We start from the raw sequence: 11,945 nt of genomic DNA, 5'->3' as shown, positions 1-11,945 counted from the left end.
CGAGAAATCTAGATATACTGTGTTGTATGGACTTACTTGAAATATTCAAAGCACTCTCGAACCGCACCCGGCTTGAAATCCTGGAACGGCTGAAGGACCCTGAAAATAGCTTTCCTCCGCAGGACGAGGGGGATGTGCATACGGTCGGCGTCTGCGTCAGCAGTATCCAGGAGGGAGTTGGATTGTCGCAATCGACGGTGTCCAACTATCTGGCGACACTGCAGCGGGCAGGTTTGGTGGAGGTCCAGCGTGTAGGGCAATGGACGTACTATAAGCGCAACGAGGAAGCCATCCGTTCACTGGCGCAACAGATAGGCAAAGACCTGTAAATTTTTTTGCAACAACATATCGATAATTTTCGATATCTCTTTTTAACGAAACGAGGAAAAAAATGAAAGCAATGACACTCACCACTTTTGGCGGTACCGATGCATTCGAACTGGTCGACGTACCGAAGCCGGCACCCGGCGCCGGCCAGGTGCTCGTGCGCGTGCACGCTACTTCGATCAACCCACTGGACTACCAAGTCCGTCGCGGGGATTACAAGGACTATGTGCCCCTGCCCGCCATCACCGGCCACGATGTCTCCGGCGTGGTGGAAGAAGTCGGACCGGGCGTCGCGTCCTTCGTTCCGGGTGACGAGGTGTGGTACACCCCGCAGATCTTCGATGGTCCGGGAAGCTATGCGGAGTACCACGTCGCCGCCGAAAACATCATCGGCAAGAAGCCTGCCTCGCTTAGCCATGTGGAAGCGGCCAGCCTGACCTTGGTTGGCGGAACCGCGTGGGAAGCGCTGGTCGGCCGCGCGCAACTTCGCGTCGGGGAAAGCGTTCTGGTGCACGGCGGCGCCGGCGGTGTGGGTCACGTGGCGATTCAAGTGGCGAAGGCGATCGGCGCGAAGGTGTACACGACTGCACGTGCGGATCAGTTTGAATTTGTCCGCAGCCTGGGCGCCGACGTCGTGATCGACTACGAAAAGGAAGACTACGTCGAAGTCATCATGCGCGAATCGGCGGGCCAGGGCGTCAACGTCATCTTCGACACGATCGGCGGGGACACCCTCACCCGCTCGCCGGACGCGCTCGCCCAGCTCGGCCGGGTCGTCTCGATCGTCGATCTGGCCAAGCCGCAAAACCTGATCCAGGCCTGGGGCAAGAACGCGAGCTATCACTTCGTGTTCACGCGGCAGAACCGCGGCAAGCTCGATGAACTGAAGGCGTTGGTGGAACGCGGTCAATTGCGTCCGCATATAGGCGCGACGTACTCGCTGGCAGAGATTCCGCTTGCCCATGCGCGACTGGAAAGCCGTGATAACGGACTGCGCGGGAAAGTCGCCATCGCGGTCGTTCCGGAAGCGAATGCTGGCCAGGCAAAGTCCTAAACACTGTCAACGGAGGAAGTCATGATCTACGAAATTGCTTCGTTGCCGGTCAGAGGCGACGATATCGACGCCTTTACCAGCGCGTTTCGCGATGTAACCCATCTGCTGGCGCGCGCCAAGGGCTACCAAGGCCACGTGCTCACGCAAGGGGTCGAGGCGCCATCGCATTTCACGCTGATCGTGCGATGGCGGACCCTCGAGGACCATACGGAAGGGTTCGAACCAAGTGAAGACCACCAAGTCTTCATGGCGAGGCTGCAGGCGTATCTTGCGGCGGAACCGATCGTGTATCACGTGCACGCGGCTTTCCCAGGTGGACGGATGGACATTTCCGCCGGATAAGGCAATTGGCTGGGGCGCCCTCTGCGCCCCAGCCAATCCGTCACAGATTACACCGCGCTTTACAAAACCTAATTGCCTTAGGCATAATCCTAATATGATTAGGAGACAGATGAAATGCCTCGTATTGGCCTGACGCCGGAGCTGCTGACGAAAACCGCAGGGGAATTAGCGGATGAAATCGGCTTTTCATCCATAACGCTCACCGAACTGGCTCGTCGCTTCGACATGAAAGTGGCGAGCCTTTACTCGCACGTCAAAAATTCCGAGGATCTGAGAGCGCGTGTTGCGTTGCTGTCCCTGGGTAAACTTGCCAGTCGGGCTGAGCAAGCGGTCGCCGGCCGATCGGGCAAAGCTGCCCTGACCGCGATCGCCAACGTTCATCGCGCGTTCGCGCGGGAACATCCGGGCCTGTTCGAGGCAGCCCGCCACCGACTGCAGGGACCGTTAGCTGACGATAACGGCGGGCTCAGGATCTCCCGTCTCATGCGTGCTGTATTGCGCGGCTATGCCCTGGACGAGGTCGAATGCACGCACGCCATTCGCCTGCTCGGTAGCGTTTTTCTCGGCTTTCCAATGCTGGAACTTGCCGGCAGTTTCGATCATAGCCAGCCAGCGATCGACACCTCGTGGGACCGAACCATCGAAGCCCTCGACGCCGTACTCAACGGTTGGAAACGCCATCCACTTGAAAGACATTCGTGATCCCAGCGCCCCTCACCTTTAACACGCCACTATCGCCGGAATTCATCCACGGCGCGGTCGAGATCGAACGTACCGAGTCAGGCCATCTGCCACATCGACTTCCTGCATGGGCACGCGCCCAGCATAGCGACGCGCAATTGACGATGGCCGAGTCGCAACCAGCGGGAGTTCGCCTGGCATTTCGGACCGCGTCCACAACGTTGGAATTGCTGACCCTGCCTACCAAGCGGGTGTACCGAAACATGCCACCGAGAAAAGACGGGGTGTACGACTTGTTTACCGACGGCCGATTGACACATCAACTAAGCGCCACGGGAGGAAACGCGCTGCACATCGACATGGCGGCCGGTTCGGTCGCCCTCACGCCGGGTACGGTCCAGACGTTAAGATTTGATGGTCTCGCCGATGGCCGGAAAACAATCGAGATATGGCTGCCGCACGATGAGAAGACCGAGCTGGTAGCCTTGCGCTCCGACGCCGATGTCACACCGGTCACCGCTCACGCCAGACGCCGGTGGGTTCACCACGGCAGTTCGATCAGCCAGGGTTCCAATGCGACGCATCCTTCGGGAACCTGGCCGGCAGTGGCCTCGACCAAGGCAGCGGTCGATCTGGTGAACCTCGGGTTCGGCGGAAACGGCCTGCTCGATCCTTTCACCGCCCGGACCATTCGCGATCTGCCGGCCGACCTCATAAGCATCAAGATCGGCATTAATCTGGTCAATACGGATATGATGCGTTTGCGCGCCTTTATTTCCTCTGTCCACGGATTTCTCGACACGGTGCGAGACGGCCACCCCAGCACACCCCTGGTTGTCGTGTCACCCACGTTCTGTCCCATACACGAGCATCGGCCGGGCCCCACCGTGTTCGACACGGCGGCTTTAGCCGAGGGACGAATGTTGTTCAGGGCCTCCGGTGCCGAAGGCGATATCGCCCAAGGCAAGTTGACCCTGGCCGTCATTCGCGAGCAGCTACAGGCGATCGTCCGGCAGCGGGCAAAAATGGACGTCAATATTCATTACTTGGACGGCACTCAGCTCTACGGTGAAATGGACAACCAGCAGCATCCGCTACCTGACGCACTGCACCCGGACACGCCCACGCACCGTCTGATAGGGGAACGCTTCGCCGACGCCGTCTTCGCACGGCAACCTTTGAGCGCGGTTTTAAGCGCCAGAGCGACGAGATAAAGACCGTGTCCGCGCCGGGAACAAACCGGCGGCGATTGAGCAAATCAGCCAGCGATCCGAAAATGCCCGCGGATGTCGCCATCCCAGGAATCAGCAGATCCCGGCACATGGCTGTCCAGCGGGCAGCCCCACAAGCGCGCGCTTTACGCGATCGCGCCCCCGTCTGCCGTCAAGGTGGCGCCGGTGACGATGCTTGCCGCGGAACTTGCGAGGAAGACCACCGTATTGGCGATTTCACGGGGTTCGGCGTACCGTCCCAGCGAGGTCAAGCTGCGCTGGAAGTCGGCCGCCTCGCCGTGCGCCGGATTCGACTCCGTATTCACGGACCCAGGCTGGACAAGATTCACGGTAATACCGCTTGGGCCCAGTTCGCGCGAGAGCCCCCGGGTGAAGGACGTCAGCGCGGCCTTGGACATGGCGTACGCCGTTATACCTGGAAACGGGACCCGCTCTCCAAGGCCCGAGCCGATGGTGATGATGCGCCCCCCGCCTTCAAATGCGGAATAACGGCTTTTGCGAATAATAGGGGTGCACGGACATTGGTATCCATCATCGACTGATATTCGTCGACGTTAATATCGGCGACCGGTCCGTAGAGGCCTTTGCCAGAATTGTTCACCAAAATATCGAGCCCACCGAGCGCGGCGACGGCGTCGCTTACCGCTCGCGCAATAGCCTCGGGATCACCACTGTCAGCCTGAATCGCCACCGCCCGGCGCCCCGTACCCTGTATGGATTTGATCACCGCCTCCGCCCTGTCGGACGAAGAATGATAGGTGAACACCACATCAGCTCCATTTTCAGCCAACGCCAACGCAATCGCGGCGCCGATCCCACGCGAGCCGCCGGTCACCAACGCCCGCTTCCCATCCAAATTTATCATGACGTTTCCTTTGAAAATAAGATTACAAGGGCGCGTGTCCTACCATCGAGAGGTAGGACGCGCGGCAAAATCGTAACATTCGAATTAGCGTGCAGCTAGTGGCATCCGGAGCACAAGAGACACGCAGAATATGGAACACCGATACAGGGCGCGCCAAGGCCACACAGCTCGCCCGTCGCCAGACATAGCACGATCTGACTGTTAATCGCAGGAATAGACATTGATGACGTTTGACGAGATTGATATCGTCTCGTTTTTGAAGCACGCACCGTGGCATGGAAGGTCAAGCCGCGCTTCGGTGCCATCAGGAGATCGTATGCAAAAAAATTCCCGGCATAGTGACGCGAAGCCGCTGCGCATCGGCTACTGCCTTTCCTTGACAGGCCCAATCGCAGGCAACAGCAGATCGGCGGCATTGGCGCACGACATTTGGCTGGAGGACATCAATCGACAAGGTGGCTTGCTGGGACGCCAGGTTGAGCTGATTTGCTACGATGATGAGGGGCAAGCGTCCAATGCGGCCGCGCTTTACGAACGGCTGATCGACTTGGACAAGGTGGATCTACTGATCGGCGGCTACGGCACCAACACCTTGCGTGCAGCGATGCCGCTCATTATCCAGAGACAGCGGTTCTTCATCGGTTTGATGGGCCTGGGCGCCAACGATGGCTTCGCGTATCCGAATTACTTCGCCATGGCCCCCACCGGCGAGGATCCCAACGCTGCGCTCACGGAAGGTTTCTTCGAACTGGCCACGCAACAGGCGCCGCGGCCTTTAACCGTGGCGATCGTTGCCGCAGATGCCGAATTCGCTCATCATCCGGTCTCCGGCGCCAAGGCGAATGCCGACAAGTACGGGCTTGAGATCGTTCACGAAGCCAGGTATGCATTGGACACCAAGGACTTCAAGCCCATCATCGATGCGGTAGCGTCAAGCGGATGCGACCTGCTGTTTCTCTGTTCCTATCTAAACGATTCCATTGAGCTGGTAAGTACGATCCATGCTCATGCTTTTCGTCCCAGCATGGTTGGCGGCGCGATGATCGGGCCGCAAAATACCGCTGTCAAAACCACGCTTGGACCGCTGCTCAATGGCTTCGTCAATTACGAGTATTGGCAACCGGTGCAAGCTTTAATGTTTCCGGGCGTGAGCGAGTTTTTGCAAACCTACCAGGCTCGGGCAGCGGTACAAGATGTCGATCTGCTCGGCCACTACATGGCCCCGCTTGCCTACGCGCAGATGCAAGTGCTGGCGCAGGCAATAAAAGCGACTGGCAGCGTCGAGGATGTCGCGCTGGCTGAGCATACCCGTAATGCGAACTTCGATACCGTGATGGGATCGATGCGTTTCGGCAGGAACGGTGAATGGGCACAACCGCGCGTACTGCAAGTGCAATTTCAAGGCATCGAAGGCAACGAAGTTGCGCAATTTCGTGACGGCCTGCGCCAGATCGTACTGTCCCCAAACGAGTACCGTTCAGGCGAGCTGATTTATCCGTACGACGACGCGCGACGATAAGCCATATCCGACGCCGCGGCACAACGCCCGGGCAAAATTAACAGAGCGCCTGTTTTCGCTGTCTGTTCCGCTATTGCGACCGTCTGTCGCACGCCGCAGGCAGGCAGCGAAAATTTATTCTACAGTAGCGCCTTCGACAAACCACTCATGGAAAACATCATCAGAAACACTGCATTCCTTTATACGCGCTATTAAACACGTCTGCCGCCTCCAATACCGACGTACTTCGTTTGACGAAAATCTCACCGACGTCGAACCACACACTGTTTTTCTTATTTAGGAATCGAATGCCGCCCACCCCACCCTTCGCCAGAACCGCCATGCTCGGTCTGCTCACCGCAGTGCTGTCCTTGCCCGCCTTGGCCGCCGAGCCGGCATGGGTCACGAAAAGCAATACCAATTCCCAGGTCTTGCTGAACGTCCTCGCAAAATACTCGCCCGAGAGCGCCAGCAGTCTCGGCGTCGACGGTTACGACGAGCAGATCGTCGACCTTTCGCGCGACCAGTTCGACGCCTCGAACCGCGACCTGCGCGCAGCCATCACCGAGCTGCAACAACGCCTGGGCAGCGAGGGCGACAGCAGGGTCCGGCAAGACCTGCAGATCCTGATCGACAAGGCCCAGGACCAACTCAAGACGGATGCCCTGCAACGCAAGTATTTCATGCCCTACCAAGACCTGACCGGGATGGTCTTCGGCGTCGTGCGCGCGATGCTCGACCCGCGCGTTCCGCCAGCCCGCCAGCAGACGCTGCTGGCGCGCCTGGACAAGTACGCGGGCCTGGCCAAGGGCTACCGGCCGGTGACGGAACTGGCGCAGGAGCGCTTGCGGGAACGCCTGAAAGCGGACCCAAAACTGCTGGGGCCCTACAAGGGCGAGGTCGAACAGGCGATCAATGACGCCCCGACCCTGCTCAAAGGCATGCGCGAGCTGCTGGCAAAAAGCGCCTTATCGGGCTGGGAACCGCGCTTCGATGCGCTGGAAAAACAGCTGACGGCCTACAACGCGCGGGTGCAAGCGGAGATCCTGCCGCGCGCCCGGGTTGACCATCGCCTGCCGCCGGAAGTCTATGCCGACAACCTGAAGAATTACGGCGTCGACATCAGCCCGCAGGAACTGATCTCGAAGTCGCTCACCTCGTTCGCGGAAATCCGCAACCAGATGCAGATCACGGCCAACCTGCTGGCGAAAGAGCGTGGCTTCAAAGATGCCGACTACCGCGCCGTCATGCTCGAACTGAAAAAGCAGCAGATCCCGACCGAAAAGGTGATGCCGCTGTATGCCGAGCGCCTGGCCGCGCTGGAAAAGTCGGCACGTGAGCATGAGGTCGTCACCCTGCCAGAACGGCGCGCCGTGATCCGGCTAGCGACCATGGCCGAGAACGCGGCGCAGCCGGCGCCGCACATGAGCCCTCCCCGCCTGATTGGCAACACTGGGGAGTACGGCGAATTCGTGCTGACCACCGGCATGCCGCCCGACGCCACCGGCAAGCGACTCGTGTTCGACGACTTCACCCATCAAGCCGGAACCTGGTCGATTACGGCGCACGAAGCGCGTCCGGGACACGAGATGCAGTTCGCGAAGATGATGGAGAACGGGGTATCGACGGCGCGCGCGGTGTTTGCCTTCAACAGCGTCAACGTCGAAGGCTGGGCGCTGTACGCCGAGGCGGAGATGCAGCCCTACGAGCCGCTCGACGGCCAGTTGTTCGCGCTGCAGGCGCGGGGCATGCGAGCGGCTCGCGCCTTCCTCGACCCGATGGTCAACCTGGGGGAGATCACGCCCGATGGTGTCAAGAACTTCCTGATGCGGGAGGTCGGCCTGTCCGAGGGCATGGCGACCCAGGAGGTGCAACGGTACACGTTCCGCTTGCCGGGCCAGGCCACATCCTACTTCTACGGCTACCAGCGCCTGATGGAGACACGCCAGGCGACCGAAGTGGCGATGGGCGACCGTTTCAATCGTCAGAAGTTCAACGACTTCGTGCTTGCCCAAGGGCTGGTGCCCCCGGCCCTGTTGCGCAAGGCTGTGATGGAGGAATTTGTGCGGTCGGCACCGTAAAAATCAGCTGCTGTGCGGCGCGCGCGCTGCGCGCCGCCGAAGACGGTTCAGGCGAGGGATACACCGACGCCGTCTTCGCGCGGCAACAATTGGCAATCTGATCACTGTACCAGGCGTGCGATCAACTCAACGTGTTCAGGCCAATGCTGTTCAAGAAAACTTTTATCGGCAATCTCGAAATCCTGGAATTCAAAGCCCGGCGCCACCGTGCATCCCACCAGGCCAAAGCCTTCATGGTCCTCGCATTCAGCGGCAAACCACTGCCCCGCAGGCACCAGTGCCTGAAAACTTGCGCCGTCATGCCGCAGAGGATTCCCCAGCCTGAGAACCTTGAGACTTCCATCTGGTTCCAGAATATAGATCCGAATAGGCATACCCTCGTAAAAATGCCACATTTCGTCCGATGCGATGCGGTGCCAGGTTGACTTCTCCCTGCCTTGGAGCATGTAATAGATTGCGGTGGAGGCAGAATAGCTAGCGCAGTCCTTCCCGCTGGTCACGCGCGTTTGGCCGCGATAGGTCTCCTTGAAGTGGCCTCCTTCCGGATGGGGCTGGAGCGACAGCAGGGAAATCAAATCTTTTGTATTGTTCGCAGAAATCATGGATGCTCGATAGGTCGACACGTAATCGTTTGAGAAGAATAACACCCATCGCAAAACCCTACACGCGATCGCGCCCGGACCGGCCTATCGCTTGCGCTCGCGCCGCCAGACACCGGGGGTGATTCCAACGAGCTTACGGAATGTGCGCGCAAAATGCACGGTGTCCGAAAAACCCGTGGCGAGCGCCACTTCGCTGATGGACGCCTCGGAGTGCACCAGCGATATTTGCGCGCGTCGAATTCGAGCGTCAAGCTGCCATTGATACGGAGCCAATCCAGTCGACGCTTTAAACGCGCGGCTAAAATGCGCTTGAGATAAGTTAATCAAGCCGGCCAGAGTTGCCAACTCAACGCGCTGCGGGAGGTGGTTTTCCATGTAATCGACAACGCGCCGTAACTGCCATGGCGCCAGCATTCCCGTATAGGCTACAGGCGTGTTCTGCGTCACAAAAAGTTGCGAAGCTATGGCAACCGTGATCCCATCGCCGTACAGTTGCATGGAGGGGTCCGGATTTCCGATCGCTTGCGCCAGCAGTTCGACCAAGGCTGCAATGCGAGCATTAACGAACCGCAACTGCGGATTACCGCTCAGGTTGGGGTCGATCGGCATTGCCAAACGTTCGCTAAACATCGCGAAGTCGAAAGCCAACGTTGCATCAACAATATGCCGCGCATCCTTGGTATAGCCCCAAACTTCCATACCGGCTGGCGCGTAGAGTATGTGTCGCGGCGCATGCTCGATCGGACATGGGCTATTGGCGTGGAGCCGAGGCTCGCAAGCGCCGCCAACTTCCTCCAAAACCACACTCAACCGCGCACGATCCTCTTGCGGGAGTTTGTGGAGCACTTCGCCGTTGCAAGAATAGGCGGCGACACTGAGGTGTACGCCGTTCCATGCCCGCTGCGACATGTTCAGGCTGAGCACATTTTCAGGTAAGGTCGGCACTATGGAGGAATTACAAACACTGTTCATACATGACGTAATGAGGAGACTTCAGAGGATTCTACGCTGACTCAACAAGCTGCGCCGGCAGCTGCCCCTAACATAGCACGATCCGACTGTTAAGCGCAGGATTAGACATTGATGACATGTCACGCGGTTGATATCGTCTCGCTCTTGCAAGCCGCACCGTGTTACATGACGATCAAAAGGGGGCCGTCGAAGTGGATCTAGAAGAGTTGAAGACGTTCGTTGAAGTGGCCGATGCTGGAGGCATTTCGCCCGCCGCGCTTCGGCTCGGCGTTTCCAAGTCCATTGTCAGTCGTCGGCTCGGCCGCCTGGAAGCGGATCTCGGCGTCCAGCTGCTCTCGCGCACAACCCGCGGCGCGGCGCTCACGGAAGCCGGCACGACGTTTCGGGACTTCGCCGATAGAGCCTGTAGCGAGATCGATCTGGCGAAGGAGACAATTTCGCCCGCCGGCGACCTTCGGGGGCGCTTGCGCATCGCGGCGCCGCTATCTTTCGGACCCACCCATTTCGCGCCCATTCTGGCGGAAATGGCACGGCGATATCCGCGACTGCAAATTCACACTTGCTACAGCGATCATGTGATCGATCTACTCGCGGACGGTTATGATTGTGCGATCCGGCTTGGCTTTCTTCAGGACTCCAACCTGGTGACACGGCGCATCGGACCGATATACGGAACGGTTGTAGCGAGTCCGGAATACATCGCAGCACACGGGGAACCGGAGAGTCCCGCCGAACTTCTCAATCATCAGGTCCTGATGCAAGGAACGGAAGCGTGGCACTTCCAGGATGGCAGGAACGTCATCGTTATTCGCCCACAAGGCCGTTTCAAGGCCGATAACGGCACGGCGCTCGTCGCGGCCGCCCTGGCGGGGCTAGGCATCGGCTATCTTCCCAGCGGCCTTGTCTACGAACATTTAAAGTCCGGCGCCCTGGTTCAGGTGATGCCCCGATATCCCATACCGCCGGCTGGCGCTTACGTGGTTCGGCCGCCAGGCCGGAACACGGCCAGGAAAATACAGGTGCTGACCGATCTGCTCATCGAGTATTTCGACAAGATTTCACCCAATGGCGGACCCTGACCGGCAATTTCAAGCCGTGTCGTGCAGCGATGAATATCCCTGCTCCGCAAAAAGTGTTCCGCATGTCGCGACATAGATCGTCGGAAGCTACGGCTACCAGTGCCGACGCGACGATGCTATATTTTCCCCAATAAAAATCTTTAGGAAGCCTATTTTGGATCACGTCCTGGTCATAAACAGCAGCGCCTCTGGTAGCTCGTCGGTATCCCGGGATCTCGTGGACGAGGTCGTCCAACGCATCGCCGCAGCCAGGCCTGGCACGCAATTTACCTACCGGGATGTCGACCTGGATATTATTCCGCATCTCACCGCCACAACTGTCGCAGGCGTCAGAGCCGTTGCTGGCACGGAAGCGGAACGGGCAACGCAAACGTTGTCCGATACCTTGATTGCCGAGCTAGCAGCTGCGGATACGATCGTCATCGGTGCGCCGATGTACAACTTTAGTATTCCATCGTCGTTGCGTACCTGGTTCGATCACGTTCTGCGCCCGCGCGTCACATTTTCCTACGGCGCTGGCGGCCCAAAGGGGCTGTTGATCAACAAGCGCGCAATTGTGGTTGAATCGCGCGGCGGGGTCTATTCGGAGGGACCATCGAAAAAGATTGACTTCCAGGAGCCCTACCTCAAACAACTTTTAGGTTTTATCGGTATTTCCGACGTCACGTTTATTCGTGCGGAGAAAATCGGCTTCGGTCCGGATTTTCGCGAACTGGCGCTGGCCGCAGCGAGGGTAGAGATTGCCGGTGTCATTGACCGCATCGCACATGGATCGCGCCCTCCCGACGAGGTGGAACCAATGTCGAACGACAGCCAGACCGATTACGATGCGATCATGCAGGCCAACCTGGCGAGCGTCTTCAATGAGCATGATCCCGCCCGCCGTATCGAGGCACTCCGGTCGCTTTACCATCCGGATGCGCAACTGTACGAGCGTGATCGATCGGTGCAAGGCCACGGGGCTATCTCGCAGGCGGTGACCGAACTGCTCGATCATTTGCCCGCGGGAGTGACATTCCGCGCCATCCGGCCAGCGGTCGGCCATCACGGGGCTGGACGATTGCAGTGGAGCGCGGTTGCCGCAACCGGTGCGGTACTGATCACCGGTACTGACGTCGCCAGCATCCGGAACAACTTGATTCAGTCTCTCCATGTTTTCCTCGACCAAGGTGACGCCTGATCGGCGCAGCTTAATCCAGACCAAGGCAAACC

The 11,945-nt window shown here is 58.9% G+C and carries 11 protein-coding genes and 1 pseudogene; 9 read left to right on the top strand and 3 right to left on the bottom strand.

The genetic code is table 11. The annotated features are described in order from the left end of the window. Positions 1–26: 26 nt before the first annotated feature. From AC0IYS_RS10910 to AC0IYS_RS10890, 5 genes are all read left to right on the top strand, one after another. Positions 27–329, top strand: a complete 303-nt coding sequence (locus AC0IYS_RS10910; protein WP_471705155.1) for an ArsR/SmtB family transcription factor — start codon at positions 27–29, stop codon at positions 327–329. 62 nt (positions 330–391) lie between these two features. Further along, positions 392–1,381, top strand: coding sequence for a zinc-dependent alcohol dehydrogenase family protein (locus tag AC0IYS_RS10905; protein ID WP_471705154.1), 990 nt, complete (start codon positions 392–394; stop codon positions 1,379–1,381). 21 nt (positions 1,382–1,402) lie between these two features. Next, on the top strand, positions 1,403–1,723 hold the full coding sequence (locus AC0IYS_RS10900; protein WP_471705153.1) for an antibiotic biosynthesis monooxygenase family protein: 321 nt from the start codon (positions 1,403–1,405) through the stop codon (positions 1,721–1,723). Between the two features lie 114 nt (positions 1,724–1,837). Further along, a complete protein-coding gene (locus AC0IYS_RS10895) occupies positions 1,838–2,425 on the top strand; it encodes a TetR/AcrR family transcriptional regulator (RefSeq protein WP_471705152.1) in 588 nt (195 codons plus the stop codon). Continuing rightward, complete coding sequence (locus tag AC0IYS_RS10890) at positions 2,422–3,618, top strand: SGNH/GDSL hydrolase family protein (RefSeq protein ID WP_471705151.1); 1,197 nt, start codon at positions 2,422–2,424, stop codon at positions 3,616–3,618. The genes AC0IYS_RS10895 and AC0IYS_RS10890 overlap by 4 nt, the downstream gene beginning before the upstream one ends. A gap of 143 nt (positions 3,619–3,761) precedes the next feature. Here AC0IYS_RS10890 and AC0IYS_RS10885 read toward each other — a convergent pair. Further along, positions 3,762–4,501: pseudogene (locus AC0IYS_RS10885) on the bottom strand (SDR family NAD(P)-dependent oxidoreductase). Positions 4,502–4,817: 316 nt separating this feature from the next. Here AC0IYS_RS10885 and AC0IYS_RS10880 point away from each other — a divergent pair. Further along, positions 4,818–6,020, top strand: coding sequence for an amino acid ABC transporter substrate-binding protein (locus AC0IYS_RS10880; protein WP_471705150.1), 1,203 nt, complete (start codon positions 4,818–4,820; stop codon positions 6,018–6,020). A gap of 287 nt (positions 6,021–6,307) precedes the next feature. After that, positions 6,308–8,080, top strand: coding sequence for a DUF885 domain-containing protein (locus AC0IYS_RS10875; protein WP_471705149.1), 1,773 nt, complete (start codon positions 6,308–6,310; stop codon positions 8,078–8,080). A gap of 101 nt (positions 8,081–8,181) precedes the next feature. On the opposite strand, the gene AC0IYS_RS10870 is transcribed toward AC0IYS_RS10875, so the two are convergent. Next, positions 8,182–8,682, bottom strand: coding sequence for a cupin domain-containing protein (locus tag AC0IYS_RS10870; RefSeq protein WP_471705148.1), 501 nt, complete (start codon positions 8,680–8,682; stop codon positions 8,182–8,184). Positions 8,683–8,766: 84 nt separating this feature from the next. Then, a complete protein-coding gene (locus tag AC0IYS_RS10865) occupies positions 8,767–9,654 on the bottom strand; it encodes a helix-turn-helix domain-containing protein (protein ID WP_471705147.1) in 888 nt (295 codons plus the stop codon). 158 nt (positions 9,655–9,812) lie between these two features. On the opposite strand from AC0IYS_RS10865, the gene AC0IYS_RS10860 reads away from it, so the two are divergent. Both AC0IYS_RS10860 and AC0IYS_RS10855 read left to right on the top strand, forming a co-directional pair. After that, on the top strand, positions 9,813–10,733 hold the full coding sequence (locus AC0IYS_RS10860; RefSeq protein WP_471705146.1) for a LysR family transcriptional regulator: 921 nt from the start codon (positions 9,813–9,815) through the stop codon (positions 10,731–10,733). A 154-nt stretch (positions 10,734–10,887) separates the two neighbouring features. Next, the gene (locus AC0IYS_RS10855; protein ID WP_471705145.1) at positions 10,888–11,913 is read left to right on the top strand and encodes an NAD(P)H-dependent oxidoreductase; all 1,026 of its coding nucleotides are present in this window, start codon (positions 10,888–10,890) and stop codon (positions 11,911–11,913) included. Positions 11,914–11,945: the final 32 nt, after the last annotated feature.

Source organism: Duganella sp. AC237 (assembly GCF_979254035.1).
The sequence above is the reverse complement of the archived record's forward strand: the minus strand, read 5'-3'. Positions and strand labels throughout refer to the sequence as shown.

Excerpts from the sequence above, each read along its gene's own strand:
- AC0IYS_RS10875 (WP_471705149.1), top strand. The coding sequence starts at position 6,308 with ATGCCGCCCACCCCACCCTTCGCCAGAACCGCCATGCTCGGTCTGCTC.
- AC0IYS_RS10910 (WP_471705155.1), top strand. The coding sequence starts at position 27 with ATGGACTTACTTGAAATATTCAAAGCACTCTCGAACCGCACCCGGCTT.
- AC0IYS_RS10880 (WP_471705150.1), top strand. The coding sequence starts at position 4,818 with ATGCAAAAAAATTCCCGGCATAGTGACGCGAAGCCGCTGCGCATCGGC.
- AC0IYS_RS10905 (WP_471705154.1), top strand. The coding sequence starts at position 392 with ATGAAAGCAATGACACTCACCACTTTTGGCGGTACCGATGCATTCGAA.
- AC0IYS_RS10865 (WP_471705147.1), bottom strand. The coding sequence starts at position 9,654 with ATGAACAGTGTTTGTAATTCCTCCATAGTGCCGACCTTACCTGAAAAT.
- AC0IYS_RS10900 (WP_471705153.1), top strand. The coding sequence starts at position 1,403 with ATGATCTACGAAATTGCTTCGTTGCCGGTCAGAGGCGACGATATCGAC.
- AC0IYS_RS10870 (WP_471705148.1), bottom strand. The coding sequence starts at position 8,682 with ATGATTTCTGCGAACAATACAAAAGATTTGATTTCCCTGCTGTCGCTC.
- AC0IYS_RS10895 (WP_471705152.1), top strand. The coding sequence starts at position 1,838 with ATGCCTCGTATTGGCCTGACGCCGGAGCTGCTGACGAAAACCGCAGGG.